The following is a 24621-nucleotide window of genomic DNA, read 5'->3' as shown; positions in this document are numbered from 1 at the left end:
AATGCTGGTAGTCTCGCTCTAGCCCGTCTCTGTCTTTAAGAATCCAGGTGACGGTTGCCGAAGCCGGGTTAAGAAAGTGAGACGCTTCCGCTTTGCCCAACAACAAAATCGCTGTGCGGGTGATCTGACCATTAACAATAAGCTTTGCTTTGTTCAAGAATGTCGCGACATCTCACTGTTTGGCTTCATTTGCCAGCTTGGGATTCTTTTGAATAAAGTTCTCGCGCGCGATCTCAATGGCTTCTGGCGCGAGGTCGTTAATCGACGCCGATGGCAGAACCACTGCACTCCAGTCGTTCGCGCGAAATGGAAGTGCAAAGGCGGCGGAGTTGGACGGCTTCCCCTGGTCACTCCACCTTGAACTTATTTAATACTCAAACCAATTATCCGCATATGCGTATAAATTTATTTTTATACTCAAATGCGTATAAAATTTGACTTATCTCCATTTGCGTATAAATTGTATTTTATACCCACTTGCGTATAAGGCAGCGAACAATGAAAGTTACGGATCCGAAAACACTCTCGGTATATCTGCGGGACGAGCGCAAACGCCGTGGTATCAGTCAGTCTCAGGTTGCAGATCTAGTTGGGTTAAGGCAAGGAACGGTTTCCCGTTTTGAATCTTCTCCGGAAAAAATGCAACTCGATACGCTGTTCCGTTTATTGTCGGCTCTGGAATTGGAACTCTCCGTTACCCCTAAAGGTTCAATCAAACCTGAAGAGAATGATGATATCTCCGGCGCGGGTAAAACATGGACTGAGGAATGGTAATGAACACACTGGATGTGTATATGAATGGTTATTGTGTCGGTTATTTCGGTCGCGATAATGCTGGTGCCCATTCATTCCGCTATGAGCACTCCTGGATTGAACAGGAAGGGGCGCGGCCAATTTCTTTGTCGTTGCCATTACGCCGTGAGGTCTATAAAGGCCAGGAAGTCATCAATTTTTTTGACAACCTACTACCCGATAATGACGAGATTCGTGACCGTGTGGTTGCCCGTTTCCATGCCGATTCAGGTCAAACGTTCGATCTGTTAGCGGCAATAGGGCGAGACAGTGTGGGTGCCTTACAGTTTGTTCCTGCGGGCAAAAAACCGGGGACTATTCGCCAGTTAAATTACCAAACACTCAGTGAAGAAGCGTTGGAGCGCATACTGTTGGGATACCAGTCCCGCGCCCCACTTGGCATGTTGCGTGAGAACGACGACTTCCGGATTTCCATCGCAGGGGCGCAGGAAAAAACCGCATTGCTTAAAATTGGCGAGCACTGGTGTGTGCCGACAGGCAACACACCTACTACCCACATAGTAAAACTACCCATTGGGAAAATTCAAAGCCACGACCATACGATTGATTTAAGCGACAGCGTCGAAAATGAAATGCTTTGTTTACGCATCGCCCGGGAATTTGGTTTTGATGCACCCAATTGTGAAATTATTAACACCAAGAAAATCAGAGCATTGGCGATTGAACGCTTTGATCGCAAATATGCCAGCGATGGCAGTTGGATAATGCGCTTACCGCAGGAAGATTATTGCCAGGTATTCGGCCTGCCCTCGGCCAGAAAGTATGAATCGGATAAAGGTCCTTGCATTGCCGATGTGATGAAGCATCTGCAAGGCTCAGCCAATGCAGTGCGAGATCGCGACGTATTTATGGGCGCACAGGTACTGTTTTTTTTGTTGGGCGCCACAGATGGACATGCGAAGAACTTTTCAGTGCGTATTGATCCATTCGGTGCATACAGATTGACGCCGCTTTATGACATTCTTTCCGCTTATCCCGCCATTGGCGGCACAGGTCTTAATCTTAGAGATCTGAAGCTCGCGATGAGTTTACGCGGAAGCAGTGGCAAAAAATGGAAAATCTCACAGATGTTTCGACGACATTTTCTGGCTACAGCAAAACAAGCAGAGTTCAGCCAATCCAGAATGGACGCCATCATATCCCGCATGTGCGAGCAAGTGGATGGCGTTATTGAAAAAGTTCAACAGGCATTACCTGCTGATTTTCCTGAGCGGGTAGCACAACCCATTTTTGAGGGAATGCAAGAGCGAAAACATCGTTTACTGCTTAAGCCAGCTAGCTGTTTTCCCCCAAACTGATTTGCTCAGCAGTGACCAGCAAACGCCAGGGCGTATTGGCCGCCAGCGAGTCATAAGGGTAACAGGTGGTCAGATACAGTCCGCTGTGGTGTAAAAAGCCGGTGTCGGCCTGATGTACCACGCGCATTTCTTTTACCTGAAAATGCTGCCATGTGCCGTTTTGTAGTTGCATGCGAAATTGCTCCCCTGTTTTCAGGTGCTGCAGAAAAGCAAAATGGGTGTCGTTATGCCCGGCAATTAATACGCCTTTTTCGGCACTGTTGCCCAGCTCACCGCTGGCCAGCAAGTGGCCGGGGCCAAAGGCCAGATTGCGGCCACTGGCACCCGACAACACCGTTAGGCGCTGATGCTGGTGCGGAAAATCCAGCTGCGCGACGACATGGGTATCGGCATAAAACCAGGGTTTAACTTTGCTGTCTGGTTCGGCCAGGGCCTGCTGCCAGGCGTCACTAATCAGGTATTGGGCCAGCCACGCTTTAGCCTGCATATGGCCACCTGTGGCCAACAGAACCAGACCAGACACCAGCAAGGAGTAAAAGAGTAATGAGCGCCAGTTGCTTAACGGATCCATCTGCGTGCTCCCACAAAGCTCAGTATCAGCAGCATGCCCAGCAGCAATTGCAGACGGCTTTGTCCGTCGGTTTGTGGCAGGGTTAAGGAGCCTGCGTCGGGCAGCGCGTTGGGTACCTGAATATTCTGCGTAGCTGGCTGGCCTGAAGGCACGGTTTCCACGGCAACAAAGGCGGTGAAGGGGCTCAGCAATTGAAACTGCAAGGCCAGTTGTTCGACGCTGGATTTAACCTGCTGTTCAGGGTTGTACAGCAGCAGTGATTTGATTTTTTGTCTGGCCCATAGCCTGGCAATGCTGTCTCCTTTGCTTTGCAGGGTGGGGGTTAAACCAATATGCAACGGGCCAAGCGGGGTTTGGCCGGTAAGGGTAATGTCACCCGGACTATCCGGCAGTTTGATGGCCGCCATTAAGGGCTGACCAAAATACAAATCGGGCAGCGGATTGGGCCAATACGTCAACATCTGTCCGCCGCTGCTTAGCGACAAATTGACAATGGCCGGGTGATGCAGGCGATTAAACAATGCCTGCATTTTTTCCTGCACTTCAAAGGTGGCGCCAATAAAAGTGTAGGAGCCCCGGCCAACATCCGCCGCTCTGTTCATAAACAGGCTGTTTGGGGCACTGCCGATACCTACAGTGAACAGGCGGCTGTCACCCAGTTGCTGGCGGATTTTCTCAAACAGCTGAGCTTCATTGCTGACACTGCCATCGGTCAGAAACACCACTTGTCGCACTCTGTCATTTTGTTCACTCCCATCCAGCACCACATCCAGGGCCTGGGCTATCTCAGTGCCGCCGTCGGCTTCCAGGCTATGGACAAAGTCTCTGGCCATGCGCAGATTGGCTTTATTGGCCTCTAGCGGGCGCATACTGAGAGGATTGAGCCGGTGATTGAAGCCCAGGATATTAAAGCTGTCCTGGGCATCCAGTTGAGTTAAGGCAAATAACAACGCCTGTTTGGCCTGCTGCATTGACTGGCCATGCATAGAGCCAGAGGTATCAATCACAAAGATAGTTTCTCTCGGCAGACGTCGTGCGGCGGTAAAGCTGTCGGCCGGCGGTGTCAGCATCAGCAGCGCGTAGCGTTCACCCTGTTCGGTTTGCTGCACCAAGAATGCCGCCTGGCTGTCCTGCTTTAGTCTTGGGGTAAAGCGCAGGACTAAATCTTTGTTCATCTGTGGGTCGGTAAGGGAGAGCCGGTAACGGCCAAAGGCCGGGTTGTCCAGCGCCAGTGGTTGTTCACCCGCGCTGACTTTGGCCAGTTCCAGGCCTAAATCCATGTCCAACTCCAGGGTAAGGCCCGCATTGACTGGTTGCGGCTTGGCACTCTGGCTGAAAAGTGGTGCTATCCAACCCCTTGGTTGCGCGGTATTGTCAGCGCTGGCTGGCTCGTCTGTATCCGGCATTTTCATCACCATGGGGTGATAACGTGGGGTAATGGTGACCGGGAAACGCACAGAAAACTCACCGTCGGCGAAAGCCAGGGTTTGTTGATAATGCAACTCCACCGAAATGCTCTGGCCCGGTTCAATATTCGCCACGTCGGTAACGAACATATTAGCGCGCTGCTGGCGCACCAAAGCCGCTTTTTTGCCTTCTTGGCGTGCTTGTTGGTAGGTTCGCGTGGCTTCAGCTTTTTTGTCTATTTTGCCCTGAATGCGCCGCTCGCCTACCACTAAGGTCATGGCATACACGGCACTGTCATCTGGTAGTGGGAACACATAGCGGCCATTGACCGCAAAGGGGTTGTCATTGCGATACCGCTGAGTGACTCTGACCTGATTAATCAGGCCTGTGGTCTGCATCTTCACATCGGTGTTAAGGATAATTCCGGGCGCTACGGCGTCGCCCTGAAGGTTGAACAGTTCCAGTTGAGGAGACGTTGCCCATACCGGGTAGCTGCACAATATAGTGAGCAGGCTTATCAGTAAGCTTGTCCTGCCTATTGGGTAAACATACATTGCGGGTTTCCAATGAGGTGAATTCAGGCTTATTGAAGCAATGACCAATGGCCGACAGAGGGCGAAAAAAAGGCAATACCGGGAACAATTATGACAACATTCTGGCAACGCCTGGCAATGTAGAATAAATACAGCTAATGGCTGTCCCTGAAATTCGTTGTTTGTCATTGCGAGCTTGATCACCGAAGATAGCCGCAATATTCCCCCGGGTGCCCAATCATGACCGACAGAACCGCGCAAACCGGCGTGCTCCTTGCCATCGCCGCTTACACTATGTGGGGCTTTGCCCCCATGTATTTCAAACTGCTGCTGGACGTGCCAGCTACCGATATTTTGCTACACCGCATTGTCTGGTCCATGTTGGTTCTTGTGATTCTGGTGCTGGTTTCAGGGCAACTGCCTAAAGTAAGGCAGGCCATCGTCAATCCCAGAGTGATGAAGGTGCTGTTGATTTCAGGTTTGCTGTTGGGGGGGAACTGGTTGTTATTTATCTGGGCCATCAATAATGATCATTTGCTCGACGCCAGTCTGGGGTATTACATCAACCCGCTGCTGAATGTGGCCCTTGGCCGCCTGTTTCTGGGGGAACGCCTGCGTAAGTTGCAAAAGTATGCGGTGGCCCTGGCATTGTCTGGTGTGGCGATTCTGGTGCTGTCCTTTGGTCAGGTTCCCTGGATTGCCCTGGCACTGGCGGGAAGCTTTGGTATCTATGGCCTGCTGCGTAAACAAGTGGCGGTAGATTCTCTGCCCGGCCTGATGCTGGAAACCCTGCTGATGATGCCCTTTGCCATGGCCTATTGGATTTGGCTGGCCAGCCCGGCCAGCAATATGTTCAACAATAGCTGGGATCTTAATACCATTCTGATCTGTGCTGGGCTGGTTACCACCGCGCCACTGTTATGCTTTACTGCGGCGGCCAGGCGCATTATGTATTCCACCCTGGGCTTTTTTCAGTATATTGGCCCCAGCATCATGTTCGTGCTGGCGGTGTTCTTGTACAACGAGCCGCTGCATCATGAACGTCTGATCACCTTTGCCCTGGTCTGGACCGGTCTGGCACTGTTCAGCTTTGACTCTTACCGGCACTTTCGCAACAGCCGCAAGGCCATGAAGCAAAAACTGGCCACCCAGGAATAAGGTATTGGTCCAACACGCCGGTTAAGCCGGCGTGAGTCTGGCGTAGGCCAATACCAGCCATTTGCTGCCAACGTCGCTGAAATTTACCTGCACCCGGGCGTGCTCGCCTGAGCCTTCGTAATTCAGCACCGTGCCTTCACCAAATTTAGGGTGCAGTACCCGTTGCCCCAACTGAAAGCCGGTACTTTCAAACGCCATATGCGAAGTGGCCGGGGTAAAGCGGTTTTGTACCGGTCTGGATACCTGAGTGGCCCGCAGACGGATTTCCTCAATACAATCAGCAGGGATTTCACGGATAAAACGTGAAGGGGTGTGGTATTTATCCTGGCCATACAAACGGCGGCTTTCCGCGTAAGTGATATATAGCTTTTGCATCGCGCGGGTCATGCCCACATAGCAAAGCCGACGTTCTTCTTCCAAACGCCCCGGCTCTTCATTACTCATCTGACTGGGGAACATACCCTCTTCCACCCCGGCAATCACCACCAACGGAAACTCCAGACCTTTGGCGCTGTGCATGGTCATCATCTGCACCGCGTCCTGATGGCTGTCTGCCTGGGTTTCACCAGCTTCCAGAGAGGCATGGGCCAGAAATGCAGATAAGGGGGTCATACCTTCGGCTTCATCCGGGGCGACAAATTGCTTACAGGCGGTCACCAGTTCTTCCAGGTTTTCGATACGGGCCTGAGCCTTTTCACCTTTCTCCGCCTGATACATGGCATACAAACCAGAAGCCTTGATGGCCAGATCGGCCTGCTGTTCCAAGGCCAAACCGGGCAAATCTTCCTGCAGTTTGAGCACCAAATCGACAAAACCCTGCAATGCATTGGCGGCGCGCCCTGATAGGCGCTTTTCCCGCAGCATCAACAAGGCAGCCTGCCACATGGATTGCTCGGTGGCTTTGGCCGCTTCACGCACCTGCTCCAGGGTACGCTCGCCTATACCTCGGGCCGGGGTATTCACCACCCGCTCAAACGCAGCGTCATCCAGCGGTTGATTGGCCATACGCAAATACCCCAGTGCATCTTTGATTTCCTGGCGTTCAAAGAAGCGCAGGCCACCATAGATGCGATAGGCCAGGCCTTCGTGCAACATACCCTCTTCCAACACCCGGGACTGGGCATTGTTACGGTACAGTACCGCGCAATCACTCAGTGCCCCGCCTTTTTCCTGCCAGCTACGGATTTGCGACACAATAAAGCGGGCTTCATCCAGTTCGTTAAAGCCGGCGTACAGGGAAATGGGTTCCCCTTCACTGCCTTCGGTCCAAAGCTCCTTGCCCAGCCGACCACTGTTATTTTCAATCACTGTATTGGCCGCCTTGAGGATCTTGCCGGTGGAACGGTAATTCTGTTCCAGGCGAATGGTGGTGGCGCCGTCAAAATCCCGCAGAAAATGCTGGATATTGTCTACATTGGCACCACGCCAGCCATAAATGGACTGATCATCGTCGCCCACTATCATCATATTGTTGGTCGGGCAGGCCAGCATGCGCAGCCAGGCATACTGGATATTGTTGGTATCCTGAAACTCGTCTACCAGAATAGCGCGGAAGCGTTGCTGATAATGTTGCAGAATGCGTGGATGATTAACCCACAGTTCATGAGCCCGCAACAGCAGTTCGGCAAAATCAATCAAACCGGCCCGGTCACAGGTGTCCTGATAAATCTGATAGATCTCACGCATTTTAGTTTGTGTGGCATCACCGTGAGTCTCTAAATGCTGTGGACGTAAGCCTTCGTCCTTGTTGCCATTGATGTACCACTGAATATGCTTGGGTGACCAGTGCTTTTCATCCAGATTCATACTCTTCAACACCCGCCGAATCAGACGGTGCTGGTCGTCAGAATCGAGAATCTGAAAGTTCTCCGGTAAGCCGACTTCCTGATGGTGGGTGCGCAGCAGCCTGTGTGCCAGACCATGGAAAGTACCTATCCACATGCCCTGCAATGAGGAACGCATCAGGCTTTCTACCCGATTGCGCATCTCACGTGCCGCTTTGTTGGTAAAGGTTACCGCCAGAATGCCATAAGGCGAAATGCCTTCCACATCCATTAACCAGGCCATGCGATGCACCAACACCCGGGTTTTGCCACTGCCAGCGCCCGCCAGTACCAGCATATCACTGGGTGGCGCGGCAACGGCCTGGCGCTGTTTATCGTTCAGGGAATCGAGCAGGGCAGATACATCCATCGGGTTTGGCTGGCAGTTGAGTGATGGCGCCAGTATATCAGTTGTACTGTGTATTTATACATTCATTTGGCAGCATCGGACGTTAGATGGGTGCTCTGCTTAGAATTCAAACAAGCTGTCTGACTGCAAAACAGCCAATTACCAGGCGGGAGAATATTTTTCAGCCCCTATTGTGGAAATATCCTTGCGCACATTAGAATCTGCCGTTGGCGTTTTACGGCAGCACCTTCAGTGTGTTGTCTGCCAGTTCAAACTGCCCATCTTAGAACACGCTCTAATTATTACTGTCAATTTATTTGCGGAGTCTGTATGCAAAGACTGCGGGATCTATCGCGTCTTGTTGAGGCTGTGTATGACGAACTCGATCATACCTTCGGAACCTATCAACGTAACTCTGGGTTGGCCTGTCGCCCCGGATGTGGTGCTTGCTGTAACAATCCGGAAATTGAAGCCACACCACTGGAAATGTTACCCCTGGCCCTAACTTTCTATGACCAGGGCCGGGCAGAGCAGGTGCTGGCTGAGCTGGAGGCTTACTCAGGGTTTGCCTGTTATCACTATGTTCGTCATTCGTTGGATGGCATCTTGGGGCAATGTGGGGTGTATCAGCAGCGGCCGGCTATTTGCCGTATGTTTGGTGCCGCTGGTGTAAAGGGTAAACAGGGGGAAACCCGATTATCGGTGTGTCGTACCATTAAGCAGGATCATAGCGACAAGTACCAGCAAACCCTGATTACCATGTTAACTGAGCCTGCGCCTAAAATGGCGGAAGGCAAGGACAGGGTCAGACAATTGGACTATGTCCTGGGTAAGCAGGATATGCCTATTAATCAGGCGCTTAAAGTCGCGATTGAGCGAGTGCTGTTTATTGCTTATTACAGTGGTTTTGAACAGACCGAAGAAGTCGCATAATAGAAAAACTAAAACGGCCAGGGTTTAAATCAAGACCAATAGTTCTTCAAGCTTATGCAGGTGCAAATGTGGCAAGGGGCCGGACGGCTCCTCGCTTAACAGCATCGGTCGATTGACGGCAAACCAGGCGGTTTGGTAACCGGCCTGCAATGCCCCGAATACATCGTTATACAGGTTATCCCCCACATGCAAGATGGTATTTGGTGAGCAAGCCAGGCGCGAAGCCGCGAGGTCAAACATGGCACGATGGGGTTTCATTGGCTGTGACAGGTTGGCACGCAGGCACACCTGAAAGTAATCACCAATACCAATACGCTGAATATCTACGTTGCCGTTGGTAATGGCCAGCAAAGGCAGTTTGTCGGCAAGCCTGGCGAGTACAGAACAAATGTTCTTATCTACCTGAAAGCGGCTGCGCTCTGCATAAAAGAAGGCAAAGGCTTCCTGTACCGCTTTATCCAACTCCTGATTGCGATAGCCACAATGATATAAGCCTTTATTTAATACCGTCAGGCGCAACTGGCCCATGTCATTCTGAAGCTGAGGGTGCTCTTGCAGTGTCTGATGTTTGATGGTCTGCCAAAACTTACTGTCCGTGCCGGCTGTTGAGGCATAGGAAGAATGTAAAAAAGCCAGTAGCGCTTGCTCGGCCCGCATCAAAATGGGCTTGTTGTTATACAGGGTGTCATCAAGATCAAAGGTAAGAGCGCAGGGGCGTTGAAAAGGGCGATAGAAAATCATTTATTCTTCTTTGCTCTTGGGTGCGCACCATCATACACCTGGGCCAGGTGCTGAAAGTCCAGATGAGTATAAACCTGAGTGGTGGACAGATTGGCGTGCCCCAGCAATTCCTGCACGCCGCGCAAGTCACCGCTGGACTCCAGTAAATGGGTCGCAAAAGAGTGGCGCAGTTTATGCGGATGTACAGGTTGGGCCATGCCCTGTTTCTGTGCCCACAGGTTCATACGTTTGGCAATCTGACGCGAGGTAATCCGCTTATTTTGCTTACTGACGAACAGGGCTGGCTCATCAGCAGGGGCTAATTGCCCCCTGACTTTCAGCCAGGCATCCAGGCATTGTCTGGCCTGACGGCCTATGGGCAGTTGCCGCTGCTTGCTGCCTTTACCCAGTACCCGCAGCTCGCGCTCTCGTACATCGAGTAAATTCAGACCGGTAAGCTCGGCTAAACGCAGCCCACAGCCGTAGGTGAGTTCAAGCATGGCCTTGTCACGAATCGCCAGAATGTCATCACCAGGCTCAAAATCCAGCAGATTGCTCATTTCATCCACATGCAGTTGTTTGGGCAACGGTCGCCCGCGTTTGGGGGCCTGCACCCCCGTGGCTGGATTAAGAGACAATTGCTTCATCTGTACCAGATATTGACAAAAGGTGCGTAGTGCCGACAGTCGCAGTGCGATTGAATTGGCACTTAGTCGTTGCAACCTGGCTTTGTTCAACACCTGGCGAATATGCTCGGTCTGCAGCTGTGACCATTGCTCAATGGGCAGCTCCTGTGCAGACTGGCGCAATTGCCGGGCGTAGTTTTCCAGGGTCTTTGGCGACAGATTGCGTTCGTAACGCAGATGCGCCAGAAAGGCATCCAGCCATTCTTGCAGGGCCGGGGTAAGCAAGACTCAGTACTCCGCCAGTTGCGGTACCACTAATGTCAGGAATTTCTGTAACTGGGTAATAAGTAAGGTATCCATACCCGGATGGAAATGGTGGCTCTCATTACTGCCAATGGCCAGCAAGCCCATCTCGCCGCGCTCACCAATCAGCATCACCGCAACCGACTCAATGCGTTTTTCAGCAAACAACAACTGTTGTTCTTCCTGACTTAAGCGGCCCAAATAGAACAAGCCACTGGAGAAGCGTTTGGCCAATAACAAACGCTTATTGGTTTCCGGCAGGTCATCATCAAAGCCGAACAGACGCAAGGAAATGGCTTGCAGCTCCAGTTGGTGCAAAAGCACCTGCTCAAGTATTGTGCGTACCTCAAATAAGGTCTTACAGCTAAACAGGCGCAGGTTCAGATCGGCATAGATACGATAAATACGTTCGTTCTGTTTAGCCACAGACATAAGCTCGCTGATCTGGTGCTGCAACTGGCGCACCTTAAGACGTAACTGCTCACCTTGCCTTTCTACCAGCGACACCGCGCCTTTTTGTTGATGTGGAATACGCAGACTGTCAAGCACGCCAGGGTAGTACATAAAGAAATCCGGATTGGCCAACAGATAATCTTTGACCTGATCGGGATTGAGGCCATCACTGTCTGCAACCAGCGACGCTGCGCGCTTTTCCTGTCTCGACATATCACTCATAAACTGAGGCTTCCATCAAATACATGTTCGGCCGGGCCGGTCATCTTGACCACTTTGTCACGTCCCTGCCAGCGGATATTCAGAGTGCCGCCGGGGAGATCGACCTGTACTTCGTTTTCCAGTTTTCCCCATAACTGCCCCACCACCACGGCTGCACAGGCGCCACTGCCGCAGGCTAGTGTCTCTCCGGCACCGCGTTCATATACACGCAGTTTTATATGCCTCGGCGACAGGATTTGCATAAAGCCGATATTGGCTCCTTCGGGAAATCGTTCATGTTGTACCAGTAAAGCGCCCAGCGTTTCAACTGGCGCACTGTCAATATCTTCCACTTCCATCACGCAATGGGGATTGCCCATCGATACGGCACCACAGAATACCGTGTGATCCTCTGCGCGAATAATATAAGTGGCTTCTTCTTTATTGGCTTTCAGTGGTATCTGGGCTGGCTCAAGTTGAGGCTTACCCATATTGACGGTGACCTGACCATCTTTTTCCAGGTACAGCACCATGCGGCCAGCCCGGGTACCCACCACGATTTTATTGCGGTTGGTCAGGCCTTTTAACTTAACAAAACGGGCAAAACAGCGGGCGCCGTTGCCACATTGGGATACTTCTGAGCCGTCGGCATTAAATATCCGGTAATGGAAATCCTGGTCTGGATCATAAGGCGGTTCCACCATCAAAAGCTGATCAAAGCCGATGCCGAAATTACGATCTGCCAGTTGCTGAATCTTGTCTTTGGTAAAAAATACATTCTGGGTGACATTATCAATCACCATAAAGTCATTGCCCAAGCCATGCATTTTTGAAAAGTGAATCTGCATCGGTACCACTAGTTGAATCCAATCGCCTTATTTTACGGAAGTTTATACTCGCCTTTAAACAGGTCCGCGAGCTTTTCCCGCTCACGAATCAGGTGGGGCGTATTTCCATCCACCAATACTTCAGCCGGACGACAACGGCTGTTGTAGTTGGAGGCCATGGCGAAACCATAAGCACCGGCACTGCGCACCGCAATCAGGTCGCCTTCGGCCAGTCCCAGTTCTCTGTCTTTGCCAAGGAAATCTCCCGTTTCGCAAACCGGACCAACCACATCATACAGGGCCTTTGGGCGATTGAGTGATCTGTCCACCTCAACAATATTCATCCAGGCTGAATACAATGCCGGGCGCAGCAGGTCGTTCATGGCGGCATCCACCAGGGCGAAATTCTTTTCCGCGCCCTGTTTCAGAAATTCCACCTTGCTGACCAGGATGCCAGCATTGGCCATAATGGCACGCCCCGGTTCAAATATCAGCGGCAGTGTAGAGCGGCCCTGCATACGGGATACGATGGCCTGTACGTAGGTATCCGGATCCGGTGGGGTTTCATCTTTGTAGGTTACGCCCAGGCCACCACCCACATCCAGATGTTCAATCTCGATGCCATGTTTGGCTAATTCATCCACCAGGTCTAATAGTCTGTCCAATGCATCCACAAAGGGGGCTGTTTGGGTTAACTGCGAGCCGATATGACAGTCCATGCCAACAATTTTGATGTTGTCCATGGCGGCTGCCTGGCGATAAACGTCGATGGCCTGTTCCCGTTCAATACCAAACTTATTGGCTTTCAGGCCGGTTGAGATATAAGGGTGAGTTTTGGCATCCACATCAGGATTGACGCGAAGCGAAACCGGCGCTTTTTTACCGGCCTGGCCCGCTACTTTGTTGATGCGCTGCAACTCGGATGGCGACTCGACATTAAAGCACTTAATACCTTGTGCCAGCGCATAGGCAATTTCTTCCTCGGTTTTACCTACGCCAGAGAACACCACCTTGGCGGGGTCACCACCGGCTTCTAATACCCGGGTCAGCTCGCCGCCGGATACAATGTCAAAGCCAGAGCCTAAACGTGCCAGCAGATTCAGAATACCTATGTTTGAGTTAGCCTTAACCGCATAGCAAATCAAGTGCGGGTGGTTGCCTACGGCTTTGTCAAAAGCTTGCCAATGGCGCTCGATAGTGGCACGGGAATAGATGTAACAAGGGGTACCGTATTGGGCAACAATGTCGGCTACCGGTACATCTTCAGCATGCAGTTGCTGATTCTGGTAGGAAAAGAAGTCCATCTAGTTTTGCTCTTGTGGTTGACTGTTTGGTGCTCTGTCGTCTTGCTGTTGTGTCTTCTGATTATCAGCAGCCTTGTCTGGCAGATAAAGTGCACCGTTCTTGCCACAGGCGCTGAGCATCAATACCAGTAGGGTTACTACAATTTTCAGCCTTTTCACACAGAGTCTCATCACAGGATATCGGGTCTGCTATGATGGCATTGCCGATTAAAAAAGCAAAGTCTGTGTCACGGCGAAGCTTTGTTATTTTGCGCCATTCATATAAAAATTCTGGGGTTCTGCAAATATACCCATTTATAATATGCCCCGTTAGACAATAGAGATTTTCTTCCGCTGCTGGCAGACCAAAAGGTTGCAAGCGTCAGAATTACGCAAAAGTGGTACGGAATCAGTTCGACATCTGACACCTGCACCTTCAACTATGAAAGTGCACTCGCATGGAGCCCAAGCGGTTTCAACCCTGTTTTTCTTATCGACCAAAGGGAGATTATACCTTGGCAGATTGGACTATTGATGATGCAGAGCGTCTCTATCGCGTTAAGCGGTGGGGCGGCGGGTATTTTGAAATTGGTGAGAACGGTAACCTGCATATTACGCCGGTGCCGGGCAATCCCCAAGTCAGGATAGATTTTAACAGCGTAATTGAAGAGATGAAGGAAGAGGGCATCCAGTTTCCCGTGGTGGTGCGCTTCCATGACATTCTTCGTTCCCAGGTTGCGGAGCTGAACCAGACCTTCCGCAACTTGATTGAAGAAGCCGAATATCAGGGCCGTTACATGGGCGTATACCCGGTGAAGGTCAACCAGATGCGTGAGGTTGTGGAAGAGATCGTCGATGCCGGTGCGCCTTTCGACTACGGCCTGGAAGCCGGTTCCAAAGCTGAATTGTTGACGGTGTTGGCATTTAACACCAATGAGTCGGCCCTGACCATTCTCAACGGTTACAAAGACGAAGAGTTTATGCGTCTGGCACTGCTGGGACGCAAACTGGGCCGCAAAATTATTGTGGTGGTGGAAAAGTATTCCGAACTGCTGTCATTGGTACGTATTGCCAAGGAACTGGATATCGATCCAATTATTGGTCTGCGCTCCAAAATGACGGTGAAAGGTCGCGGCAAATGGGAAAGTTCAGGTGGTGACAGGGCTAAGTTTGGCTTAACCATTGCCGAGATTATCAATGCGGCTCGTTACCTTGAACAGCAGGGCCTGGCTCATACCCTGAAGCTGTTGCATTTCCATATTGGCTCACAATTAGTGGATATTCGCTCGGTGAAGGATGCCGTGGCTGAAGGTGGCCGAATTTACGCTGAACTGCGCAAGATGGGCGTTAATCTGGAATATGTGGATGTTGGCGGTGGTCTGGGGATCGATTATGACGGCACCCAGTCGACCAGCGACTCTTCGCGTAACTACAGCATGCAGGAATATGTGGCCGATGTGGTTTACGGCATGAAGGAAGTTTGTGATCTGGAAGGGGTGCCACACCCTAATCTGGTCAGCGAGAGCGGGCGCGCCATTACCGCGCACCACAGTTGTGTGGTAGCGCAGATTGTTGGCGAGATCAAAAACAGCACAGTGCAGTTTGACACCTCAGAAGAAGAGGACGAACACGTATTTGTGCGTAATATGCGCGATCTGGCCGAGTCTTTGAAAGAAGAAGGCGACAATCTGCAGGAAATTTTCAACGACGCCTCACAGTGGAAAGAGCAAGCCATTGATGCCTTTAAACTGCGGGTGATTTCGTTGTCTGAACTGGCCAAGATTGAAACTTTCTACTGGCAGATTATGACGTACCTGCATCGTAAGATTAAGGAAGTGGAGTTTGTGCCTGAGGAATTACAGGAACTGGAGTATGACCTGTCGTCCCAGTATCTGTGTAACTTCTCGGTATTCCAGTCTGCCGCCGACACCTGGGCAATTGACCAGGTGCTACCGGTGGTGCCGCTGACCCGCATGAACGAAAAACCCACGGTAAACTGCTCGCTGGTGGACATTACCTGTGACAGCGACGGCAAGATCGACCAGTTTGTGGGTGAAAACGGGGTGGCGGATGTACTGCCTATCCATCCACTTAAACCCGGTGAAGACTACTATATTGGTTTGTTCCTGACCGGTGCTTACCAGGACGTGATGGGAGACATGCACAACCTGTTTGGGCGTTTAAATGAAGTGCATATCTTCAGTGACGACGACGATCCACAGGACTTCTACATTGAAGAAGTGGTAACAGGTTCATCGGTTAGCAATGTCTTGTCCATTATGCAGTACAACCCCTCGGCCATGGCTCAGGATGTTAAGCGCATTATCGACAAGCATGTTGCTGCAGGTAATATCAAACCGCGTGAAGGGGTGAAGTGGACGGATTTCTATGAAGACTGTCTGCACGGCTATACGTATTTGAAAACCAGTAAATAAGTCAAAGCCGCTTGATAAACTCAAAACCCTGTCAGGCATGCCAGCAGGGCTTTTTTGTTTTTTAAGGGGCGGTTTGTGCACGGATTTTCATTTGTTCGAAAAAGTCTGCCCAGAAGTTAACCGTAATCTCATTCATCAGATTTGATTCGGCGTTCATTAAAAACACCATGCCGGTTTTATACTTAGGCGAAAAGCCCACATCTGCACGGTAGCCTTTAACCCAGCCGCTGTGATGCACCAGCAATTCGCCATCAAAATCATACACCCGCCAGCCTAAACCGTAGTGGGCATCTTTTAAATGATCGCGCCAGTGACGGCGATACAGCTCGCGGCTGGTTCGGATTTTGGGTGCCAGTAATTGCTCAATTGCATGACTGGACAGCAGATGTGGGTATTGGCCCAGCATCAGTTTCAGCCATTGACGCATATCGCGAATGCTGGCGTTAACCCCTGCTGCAGGGGCAAAACGATAGTAGTCTTCATTAACCGCGACTTCATGCCAGCGATTTTTGGCCAGCAATACATGCGGGCGTGCCCAGTTTTCGTCTCTCATCAGCGCCTGGCGTCCGACTCCTGAACGGGACATGCCCAGTGGCATCAACAAGTTTTCCTGTAGCAATTGCGCATAGTTCTGCTGCAGGCTGTTGTGTAATCCTTCTTCCACCACCGCGAATAACGCATTTTGATAGGTGTAACAGCTACCGGGTGAGCAGATAGGTTTCAATCCGGCTAATTCGTTGAGTACCCGCTTAACCGGATAGTCCGCTTCAATCAGGTTGTCATAGGCATTTGGCATATAACCACTTGATTGACTAAGGATGTGTCCCAGCGTCATGCTCTTGGCCAGCTCAGGTTTGAACGGATAATCAGGGGCAAGCTGCGAAAGGGGCAGATTCCAGTTTAATTTACCCTGTTCCACTAATTTTGCGGCAAGTACTGAGGTGAAGGTCTTCGACACTGAGGCCAGACGAAACACCGTATCCTGATTCACAGGTTGTTTGCCGTTTTTTCGGGTTTTACCCTGCACAAAAACCTGGTCTGGTTCCTCGGCGCTGACCACCGCAAAGGCATAACCGGGAATGGCCTTAAGGTGGGCTGCGGTTTTAACTTCGTCGGCAAAGGTACCGAGCCAATTGTCCTGGGCGCTGCAGGTCAGGCTGGCGGTGCACAATAACACCAGCCAAAAAAAGTACTTCATTCTGTTTATGCTATCTCAATGTCGAACCGGTTAGCCCGGCGGTTACCACTATCAGTAGATTCGGTTTGGCATTCTATCATCTGAATAACAATTTTGGCTTGAGTTCCGCTTTCATCGCATTTTTTGTCACCGACTCGTTACAATACTCCGCATAGTTTTACAGTCAGAGACGATTATGAACCAGCAGGTTTATCAACGTGCCAGGCTTTCCCGCGATCGACGTTTTGATGGGCGTTTTTTCGTGGCAGTGAAGACCACCGGTATTTTCTGTCGGCCCATCTGCCCGGCTGTAGCACCCAAGGAAGAAAACGTTGAATATTATCCTATGGCGGAGCTGGCGATGCAGGCCGGTTATCGTCCTTGTCTGCGTTGCAGGCCAGATAGTTCTCCGCAATCCTGGGCCTGGAAAGGGGTTGAGACCAGTGTTGAACGGGCGCTGAAATTATTGGCGCAATATCCTGAGCTGAGCCTGGCGGATATAGCCGACAAACTGGGGGTAACAGATCGGTATCTGCGTAAGTTGTTTCAGCAACGCCTGGGTATAGCCCCTAAGCGCTATCAGCTTTTTCGCCAGTTGTTACAGGCTAAACAACTGCTGCATCAAACTAACCTGAACGTGGAGCAAGTGGCACTGGCATGCGGATTTCAGTCGTCGCGACGTCTGCAGGATAATTTTCGCCAATACTTGCAACTAAGCCCGGGGCAAATTCGTAGCAATGCAACTGGACAACAAAGTATGCAGATTCAACTTAATTTTCGACCGCCATACAACTGGCCGATGTTGCGTGATTTTTTGGCCTTGCGCGCCGTTCCAGGCACTGAATGGGTGACAGAAAACAGTTATGCCAGGCTGTTCAGGCTGGCATCCTGTTCCGGGTATTTTTGCGCTGAATATCAACCCCAGCAACATGGCTTTAGTGTTCGTCTGGAATTGGATGATATGAGTCAGCTCACCACGGTACTTGGGCAAATTCGCCGGGTATTAGATCTGGATGCCGACAGTCAGGTGATATCTGAACGTATGTTATCTGCAGGTATTCAGCCAGATCATCTGGTCGAAGGTTTACGTTTACCAGGGGTGTGGTGCGCTTTTGAAGCAGGATGTCGGGCGATTTTAGGGCAGCAGGTGTCGGTGAAAGCCGCTATTGGTCAAGTCACCTTGCTGGTGGAAACATTAGGGGATTCAACCGAGCGGGGGCGCTGGTTTCCCATGCCTGAGGTGATTGCTGAAGCGGACTTGTCATTCCTGCGCATGCCTGCCAGTCGCCGGGACACTCTACAGCGTTTTGCCCATTATTGGGCAACAATTGGTGAACCACTGGATGCTGATGAATTGCTTCACCTGAAAGGGATTGGCCCCTGGACAGTCAACTATATGAAACTGCGTGGTTACTCACAGCCGGATATCTGGTTGGACACTGATTTAGTGATTAAAAAGCAACTGCTACAGCAAGCGGTGGATGACAGTCTGGTGGCGCCCTGGCGTAGTTACCTGACATTTCAGCTCTGGAGTCAGGCATGAGTGCACAATATCAGTATTTGCACAGCCCCATTGGTCTGGTGGAAATTGCAGCCACTCATTCAGGCTTATGCGCGATTAAATTTGTCGAAACACAACGCTTTGACACGCAGCCGACGCGCTTATTGGACAAGGCTGTAACACAGCTTGACGAATATTTTCAGGGCAAGCGCAGACAGTTCGAGTTGCCCCTTGCAGCGCCTGGCACGGAATTTCAGCAGCAGGTCTGGCGGGCGTTGCAAACCGTTGATTTTGGCCAAACGGCAAGTTATGCGCAAATTGCCCGCCGTATTGGGAATCCCGCAGCCGTCAGGGCTGTGGGGGCCGCCAATGGCAAAAATCCGATTTCTATTCTGGTGCCTTGCCATCGGATAATAGGTAGCAATGGGACCCTGACAGGGTATGCCGGTGGTATAGAACGAAAGGCCTGGCTACTGCAACATGAGCAAGCACAATTCAGTTTGGGAGACTGGTAAGTGGGATGGATTTATATCGGCGAGTTGCTGTTACTTGCTGCACTGTGGGGCGCGTCATTCCTGTTTATGCGGGAAGGGGCTCCACAATTTGGCCCTATTCCACTGATGATGCTGCGGACTGCAATTGCCGCTCTTTTTCTATTGCCCTGTTTGTTGTGGCTTAGGCAGCAAAAAGCCGTGGTACAGCACTGGCGACCAATTCTGATTGTCGGACTAACCAATACGGCCATACCCTTTTGCTTGTTTGCTTACACCAGTTTATTTCTGGGGGCTGGCTTTACTTCCATATTAAATGCTACGGCTCCCATGTTTGCTGCATTGATTGCGTTTGTCTGGCTGGGACACAGGTTGTCAAAGGCTGCTGTAGCAGGTTTGCTGATCGGTTTTAGCGGCGTGTTTGTTTTGTTAACCGCCAGGCAAGGGCCTGAGCAATCCGTTCAGATTGTGCCAATGCTTTGTGCGTTAGGTGCCGCCAGTTTGTATGGCTTTGCCGCCAATTACAGCAAATCCCGGTTACAAGGGGTGCCCTCCATGGCGATTGCCTCCGGGAGTCAAATATTCTCTGCTTTGGTTCTGGCGCCGCTGGCCTGGTGGAGCTGGCCAATTGAGCCGCCCGACAACAGTGCCTGGATTCAGGTATTTATACTGGGTGTGGCTTGCACAGGCATTGCCTATATTATGTACTTTCATTTACTTGACCGGGTGGGGGTTGGTAAGGCAATTACGGTTGCCTATCTGGTGCCCGTGTTTGGTGTGCTTTGGGGCGTATTATTTCTGCAGGAATCCGTTACAGTCGTTATGTTGATTGGTGCGGCATTTATCTTGTTTGGTGTCGGACTTGCCACGGGTATGCTCAAACTCAAAAAGCTAACCTGGTCTCGACGCTCGTCATATCCTGATTAAATTTGTGTGTAAATTTCACTTGAATTGAATTTGCGACTTTGCGCAGAATAGCCCTAGGGTTTCGAGCTGTATCCCGCCTTGTATAGACCGTAGCACTGTGTCTGATTTACGCAAAAATGATGACCCGAACGGTTTCTGCATTACTAAACACCTGCTTCATGGAATTATTAAAAGGACCAATTCATGCACATTTCCAAATATCTGGCGCGCTATACAGCGCTTTTGGCACTATTTATGGTGTCGTTTACAAGTTCCGCAACAGGTCAAAGAGACCTGGGGCTATACAGTTTTCATCCAATCACCTCCTATGTGACTTTTTCCAGTGCCGATCCAAATGAAGATCTGACGATAGCCGGCCAATTGAGTATTCCTCAGGTTGGCAACACCGCCCCTCTGCCTGCCGTGGTGATTGTGCATAGCACAGCTGGCATTGACAGCACTGGTAGCTTTTATGCTCAAGCGTTAAACAAGGCTGGCATTGCGACCTTGGAAATTGATATGTGGACAGCACGTGGCTTGAATGGCGGTTCTGATGGTCGCCCTACGTCGGTGCCTGAAACAATGGGTGATGCGTTTGGTGCATTGAACTTCTTAACTGGCCTGGATGCAATTGACGAGAATCGTATTGGCATCATTGGCTTTTCATGGGGCGGTGTCATGTCAATGCTTTCTGCCACAAAACAATATGCTGACCTGTTGGGCGGAGGAAAAACATTCGCAGCGCATGTAGCGCAATATCCGGTTTGTTGGGCTTACAATCTGGTACCCGGCTATGAGTTTGGTGAGCTGACCGGCTCCCCCGTTATGTTGCAAGCTGGCACATTGGATACTTATGATGCACCGACATCTTGTAAGCAGTTGGTCAATTCCCTTCCGACTGATGATCGGGAGCATGTCAAGCTCAATCTATACTATGGTGCGACGCATGCCTGGGACAGATTAGAGCCCCAAATTACGGTTTTTGATCCATACGCCTGTCAGGGTGCCGGTTGCGAAGTAGACTTTGTGCCCAACCTGTTTGCTGCGTGGCTTTCGCAAGTCAGGGTTGTGGACTTTTTTCAGCGTGCATTTGATTAATTAAACTTACTGAGTAGAAAAACTGACTACCTTGTTGCGACCATCATTCTTAGCTTGATAAAGCGCCTTATCGGCATTGTGAATGAGGTCCACCAGTGCATGGTATTTGTCAGCCTGGGTTACCCCTAAACTGATGGTGACGCTTAACGCGCCATCATCGGTTGGGATAGCCACCGAAGCGACAGCCAGTCTGATACGTTCAGCTATTTGTTCTGCACTTGTCAGACTGGCACCCGGAAGTAGCAGAACAAACTCTTCGCCGCCCCATCGGCCGACATAGTCTCCTTCACGCACGCCGTGACTTAGCTGTTCGGCAACGGCACGTATAACCTGGTCTCCAAGATTATGCCCATAAGTGTCATTGACGGATTTGAAATGGTCTATATCGGCCAACACTAAGCTAAGGGGCAACTGCTTTTCTTTAAACAATTGGAATACGCTATCGATATGCGCCCGATTGGACAGCCCTGTGAGGCTGTCTGTGTTGATGCGCTGGTAAACATTGCGCTGAAACTTTTTAGAGAGCAGAGCTGTCAGCCAGTAAAGTATCAACAGGCAGCAAACAAGTAACAGCATGTTGATGACGAAGGTTTTCCCCATTGCATGTTTTCTGTCTTCCAGCGGGGCAATGATAAACACCCGCCAGTTCATGGCGGCGATAGGAATCTCGGTAATCAGGGTGTCCTGTTCGGCTGAGTTAACTAAAAAGGAATGGCTGCCATGCTGTGTCGGGTTGTTCTGCCAATGTGGATACCAATCAAGATCCTCAAGAGTCAGTAGTGCTTGGTTACTGGGAGAAAGCTGAATCAGCGACGTCAGTAAAATTTCGTTTCTGGCATTAACAAAAACAAAGTCATAACCATGTTCCAGGCGGTAGCGCTCGAAAACATGCAGAAAGTCATCCAGGGGTTTGCCGACACCAATAAAACCAAGAAATTGACCGCTGCTGTCATATTGGCGTATATCGACGTAAAGATGCACATCCTCACGCTTGCCCAGTGCCAGCGTCAGATCATCTGGGTCGTCTTTCATTCTCTGGTACCATTGCACATCGCCGCTGTCCAGACGACGAATCTCACCATTTGAATGGTATTGTCGCTTGGCTTTTTCACTGGCAATAAAAAACACCAGATCAAATTGTTGTTCCAGCCTGGTTAACTTCATCATCAGCGTTTGCTCATCTGCGTCCTCTTGCATATAGGGCAGGAAAATCTCAGCGCCGGCTAAGGCTTGCGCGATGTGAATAGGTTTGAGCAGTTCCTCTTCTATCAGACTAAAAACGGGCAGCATGGTGCGCTGTTGATGGCGGCTCTGCTCTGTGACTATGTTGCTGATAGCGAAATAAGCCACCAGGCTGATTGCTGCAACGGCCAGCAGAAATGTTATGAACAGAACTTTTTGTAGTGATTCTATACGATTCAACAAAGACTCCCTTAGCTAATTGGGTCATCAATGGTGTGTCTAAACTTCGTCATTTAAACCGTCCCTAAGCTGGCACAAATCTCTGCCTTAGTTAGAATAGCAGCCATTGTCGATATAAAAGGAATCAAGATGGCGTTTTCAGTAGTTGTTCTGGCGGCGGGAAAAGGAACCCGCATGAAGTCTTCATTACCCAAAGTTTTGCACCCTATTGCGGGTAAACCCATGGTTCAGCACATTATTGATACGGTGAAGGGGCTTGGAGCTCAGCATATCCATCTGGTCTATGGCCACGGTGGTGAACAATTGCAACAAGCGCTGGCGCACAATCAACTGAATTGGTGCCTGCAGGCCGAACAGTTAGGCACGGGGCACGCAGTTCAGCAAGCGGCACCGGCATTGCTGGATGAAGAAGATGTACTGATTCTGGTGGGTGACGCGCCACTGATTAAAACCGAGACCTTACAAGCACTGCTTGCAGTCAAACAGGGTTGTGATCTGGCGTTGCTCACTGTTGAGCTGGATGACCCCACCGGCATGGGCAGGATTATCCGTGAAGGTGATCAGGTGGTGGCCATTGTTGAGCATAAAGATGCCACCGAGCAGCAGCGTCAGGTGCGTGAAATTAATACCGGCATGATGGTAATGAAAGGAGCGGATCTTAAGCGCTGGCTGGGTAATCTGAGTAACGACAATGCCCAGGGTGAATATTATCTGACCGATGTGATTGCCATGGCAGCTGCAGAAGGCAAACGCATTCAGGCGGCCCATCCGCAACGCCCAACCGAAGTGGAAGGTATCAATAATCGCAAGCAACTGGCTAATCTGGAAAGGGCCTATCAACTTGAACAGGCCGAGCGCCTGATGATGGAAGGGGTCAGCCTGTTAGACCCTGCGCGCTTCGATCTGCGCGGTCAACTGCAATGCGGTCAGGATGTCAGTATTGATGTAAATGTCATTGTGCAGGGTAAGGTTGTGCTGGGTAACAACGTACAAATTGGCGCTAACTGTATCCTGATTGACTGTGAAATTGGCGACAATAGCGTTATCGAAGCCAACAGTATCGTGGAACAGGCTAATGTGGGTACTTACTGTCAGATTGGCCCATACGCCCGTTTGCGTCCTGGTGCTGTGTTGCAGGAAAAGGCCAAAGTCGGCAATTTTGTCGAGATGAAGAAATCCATTCTTGGTAAAGGCTCCAAGGCCAATCACCTGACCTATCTTGGCGACAGCGAAGTGGGTGATGGGGTGAATATTGGTGCCGGTACTATTACCTGTAACTATGACGGCGTGAACAAATTTAAAACGGTCATCGGCGATGGTGCTTTTATTGGTTCTAACACCGCTTTGGTGGCCCCGGTATCGGTAGGGAACAATGCCACTATCGGGGCGGGTTCCACTATTACCCAGGACGTCCCGGATGAGCAACTGGCTGTCGCTCGCGGTAAACAACGCAATATCAGCGGTTGGAAGCGGCCTGTTAAGAAATAGATTAAGGGGCAGAAAATAAGTGGGCAATCTTACTGCCCAATATGCTTTGTGGGTCGGACGTAAGTCCGACTAAAGCCGCGAATAAGCTTAAGGTTGCCGGAAGACTCAATTATTCGCAGCAGCAGTAAAGACGATTTCCACCAACATTTGCGGGTTAACCAGTTCTGCAATAATACAAGCCCGAACCGGCGCCTGGCCTTCAGGCAGCCAGGCATCCCAAATCCGGTTAAAGCCATCAAACAGTGTTCTGTCCTTCAGATAAATGGTAGCGCTCAGCAGCGCGCTTTTGTCGGCGCCAAACTGTGCCAGAGTGGTTTCGGCCAGGCTCAGTAAATCCGCCGTCTGAATCGCAATGTCACTATGCAAGTTTTCCGGCACTTCGGCCCAGTAGGCTGTTTGATTGTGAATGCAGATATCCGACATACGCTTGCCGGGATTGATACGCTGAATGGTCAATTGCTGTGCTCCATTTTGATTCTATGCACGCCAAAGCGGCCAAAAAAGAAATACAAATAGGTTATGGCCAATATTATCAGGGCTATGGCGGCCAACCTTGCCATTGGCTGTACCGCCAGCATAGTAAAATCGATAAAAGCCGGAGTAAAACCGTAGAACAGAAACCAGATGGCATTGGTAAAGCCATTATGGCCCATTCTGATATACCTGAGTGGGATCAGTAGCAGCATCATCGCGCTGAATAAAAAGGGTATTTCCAGATCGAAATACACCAGAAATAAACAGGTAAAAGCCAGATTGGCGCAGAATATATGACTGATTTTCACAGATACCTCAAACTTCCATAAAT

The 24621-nt window shown here is 50.6% G+C and carries 23 protein-coding genes; 10 read left to right on the top strand and 13 right to left on the bottom strand.

Translation table 11 applies throughout. The features are described from left to right. Positions 1 to 498: 498 nt before the first annotated feature. Positions 499 to 774, top strand: a complete 276-nt coding sequence (locus CSR04_RS01280) for a helix-turn-helix domain-containing protein (RefSeq protein ID WP_102794418.1) — start codon at positions 499 to 501, stop codon at positions 772 to 774. Then, a complete protein-coding gene (locus CSR04_RS01275; protein WP_102794417.1) occupies positions 774 to 2111 on the top strand; it encodes a type II toxin-antitoxin system HipA family toxin in 1338 nt (445 codons plus the stop codon). Before CSR04_RS01280 ends, CSR04_RS01275 begins: the two co-directional genes overlap by 1 nt. Here CSR04_RS01275 and CSR04_RS01270 read toward each other — a convergent pair. After that, positions 2089 to 2682, bottom strand: coding sequence for a class GN sortase (locus CSR04_RS01270; protein ID WP_102794416.1), 594 nt, complete (start codon positions 2680 to 2682; stop codon positions 2089 to 2091). The genes CSR04_RS01275 and CSR04_RS01270 overlap by 23 nt on opposite strands. Beyond that, complete coding sequence (locus CSR04_RS01265) at positions 2670 to 4643, bottom strand: marine proteobacterial sortase target protein (protein ID WP_102794415.1); 1974 nt, start codon at positions 4641 to 4643, stop codon at positions 2670 to 2672. The genes CSR04_RS01270 and CSR04_RS01265 overlap by 13 nt, the downstream gene beginning before the upstream one ends. A 219-nt stretch (positions 4644 to 4862) precedes the next feature. Here CSR04_RS01265 and rarD point away from each other — a divergent pair, with 219 nt between their 5' ends. Beyond that, entirely contained in the window at positions 4863 to 5780 is a 918-nt protein-coding gene (rarD, locus tag CSR04_RS01260; protein WP_102794414.1) for an EamA family transporter RarD, read from the top strand. A 21-nt stretch (positions 5781 to 5801) separates the two neighbouring features. Here rarD and uvrD read toward each other — a convergent pair whose 3' ends face one another. Further along, entirely contained in the window at positions 5802 to 7973 is a 2172-nt protein-coding gene (gene uvrD, locus CSR04_RS01255) for a DNA helicase II (protein WP_102794413.1), read from the bottom strand. Between the two features lie 309 nt (positions 7974 to 8282). On the opposite strand from uvrD, the gene CSR04_RS01250 reads away from it, so the two are divergent. Next, positions 8283 to 8885, top strand: coding sequence for a YkgJ family cysteine cluster protein (locus CSR04_RS01250; protein ID WP_102794412.1), 603 nt, complete (start codon positions 8283 to 8285; stop codon positions 8883 to 8885). A 24-nt stretch (positions 8886 to 8909) separates the two neighbouring features. Here the strand turns inward: CSR04_RS01250 and CSR04_RS01245 are convergent, their stop codons facing one another. The 6 genes from CSR04_RS01245 to lptM are packed head-to-tail and all read right to left on the bottom strand — an operon-like array spanning position 8910 to position 13478. Then, positions 8910 to 9626: an HAD-IA family hydrolase gene (locus CSR04_RS01245; RefSeq protein WP_102794411.1), complete on the bottom strand. Its 717-nt coding sequence runs from the start codon at positions 9624 to 9626 to the stop codon at positions 8910 to 8912. Further along, positions 9623 to 10516, bottom strand: a complete 894-nt coding sequence (gene xerC, locus CSR04_RS01240) for a tyrosine recombinase XerC (RefSeq protein WP_102794410.1) — start codon at positions 10514 to 10516, stop codon at positions 9623 to 9625. Before xerC ends, CSR04_RS01245 begins: the two co-directional genes overlap by 4 nt. Before the next feature lie 3 nt (positions 10517 to 10519). Further along, complete coding sequence (locus CSR04_RS01235; protein WP_102794409.1) at positions 10520 to 11209, bottom strand: DUF484 family protein; 690 nt, start codon at positions 11207 to 11209, stop codon at positions 10520 to 10522. Further along, positions 11206 to 12036, bottom strand: a complete 831-nt coding sequence (dapF, locus tag CSR04_RS01230; protein ID WP_102794408.1) for a diaminopimelate epimerase — start codon at positions 12034 to 12036, stop codon at positions 11206 to 11208. Before dapF ends, CSR04_RS01235 begins: the two co-directional genes overlap by 4 nt. A 32-nt stretch (positions 12037 to 12068) precedes the next feature. Beyond that, complete coding sequence (gene lysA / locus CSR04_RS01225) at positions 12069 to 13319, bottom strand: diaminopimelate decarboxylase (protein ID WP_102794407.1); 1251 nt, start codon at positions 13317 to 13319, stop codon at positions 12069 to 12071. Beyond that, entirely contained in the window at positions 13320 to 13478 is a 159-nt protein-coding gene (gene lptM, locus CSR04_RS24840) for an LPS translocon maturation chaperone LptM (RefSeq protein WP_216362486.1), read from the bottom strand. It lies immediately after the preceding gene. A gap of 335 nt (positions 13479 to 13813) precedes the next feature. On the opposite strand from lptM, the gene speA reads away from it, so the two are divergent. Beyond that, positions 13814 to 15733 (top strand): biosynthetic arginine decarboxylase, encoded by a 1920-nt coding sequence (gene speA, locus CSR04_RS01220; protein ID WP_245921280.1) that lies wholly within the window; start codon positions 13814 to 13816, stop codon positions 15731 to 15733. A 61-nt stretch (positions 15734 to 15794) separates the two neighbouring features. Here the strand turns inward: speA and CSR04_RS01215 are convergent, their stop codons facing one another. After that, positions 15795 to 16931, bottom strand: a complete 1137-nt coding sequence (locus tag CSR04_RS01215) for a serine hydrolase domain-containing protein (RefSeq protein WP_102794405.1) — start codon at positions 16929 to 16931, stop codon at positions 15795 to 15797. Between the two features lie 172 nt (positions 16932 to 17103). Here CSR04_RS01215 and CSR04_RS01210 point away from each other — a divergent pair, with 172 nt between their 5' ends. The 4 genes from CSR04_RS01210 (at position 17104) to CSR04_RS01195 (ending at position 20906) form a co-directional block, all read left to right on the top strand. Further along, positions 17104 to 18453 (top strand): DNA-3-methyladenine glycosylase 2 family protein, encoded by a 1350-nt coding sequence (locus CSR04_RS01210; protein ID WP_102794404.1) that lies wholly within the window; start codon positions 17104 to 17106, stop codon positions 18451 to 18453. Next, positions 18450 to 18926 (top strand): methylated-DNA--[protein]-cysteine S-methyltransferase, encoded by a 477-nt coding sequence (locus CSR04_RS01205; protein ID WP_102794403.1) that lies wholly within the window; start codon positions 18450 to 18452, stop codon positions 18924 to 18926. Before CSR04_RS01210 ends, CSR04_RS01205 begins: the two co-directional genes overlap by 4 nt. Then, positions 18927 to 19829 (top strand): DMT family transporter, encoded by a 903-nt coding sequence (locus CSR04_RS01200; protein ID WP_245921278.1) that lies wholly within the window; start codon positions 18927 to 18929, stop codon positions 19827 to 19829. A 183-nt stretch (positions 19830 to 20012) separates the two neighbouring features. Further along, positions 20013 to 20906 (top strand): dienelactone hydrolase family protein, encoded by an 894-nt coding sequence (locus CSR04_RS01195; protein WP_102794402.1) that lies wholly within the window; start codon positions 20013 to 20015, stop codon positions 20904 to 20906. A gap of 6 nt (positions 20907 to 20912) precedes the next feature. On the opposite strand, the gene CSR04_RS01190 is transcribed toward CSR04_RS01195, so the two are convergent. Further along, complete coding sequence (locus CSR04_RS01190) at positions 20913 to 22328, bottom strand: sensor domain-containing diguanylate cyclase (RefSeq protein ID WP_102794401.1); 1416 nt, start codon at positions 22326 to 22328, stop codon at positions 20913 to 20915. Positions 22329 to 22457: 129 nt separating this feature from the next. On the opposite strand from CSR04_RS01190, the gene glmU reads away from it, so the two are divergent. Beyond that, positions 22458 to 23816, top strand: a complete 1359-nt coding sequence (gene glmU / locus CSR04_RS01185; RefSeq protein WP_102794400.1) for a bifunctional UDP-N-acetylglucosamine diphosphorylase/glucosamine-1-phosphate N-acetyltransferase GlmU — start codon at positions 22458 to 22460, stop codon at positions 23814 to 23816. Between the two features lie 105 nt (positions 23817 to 23921). Here glmU and CSR04_RS01180 read toward each other — a convergent pair whose 3' ends face one another. Next, entirely contained in the window at positions 23922 to 24272 is a 351-nt protein-coding gene (locus CSR04_RS01180; protein ID WP_102794399.1) for a RidA family protein, read from the bottom strand. Then, positions 24269 to 24598: a hypothetical protein gene (locus CSR04_RS01175; RefSeq protein ID WP_102794398.1), complete on the bottom strand. Its 330-nt coding sequence runs from the start codon at positions 24596 to 24598 to the stop codon at positions 24269 to 24271. Before CSR04_RS01175 ends, CSR04_RS01180 begins: the two co-directional genes overlap by 4 nt. Positions 24599 to 24621: the final 23 nt, after the last annotated feature.

This window comes from Bowmanella denitrificans, assembly GCF_002887595.1.
GTDB classification, from domain to species: Bacteria; Pseudomonadota; Gammaproteobacteria; order Enterobacterales; family Alteromonadaceae; genus Bowmanella; species Bowmanella denitrificans.
This window is presented reverse-complemented; position numbering and strand designations above follow the sequence as displayed.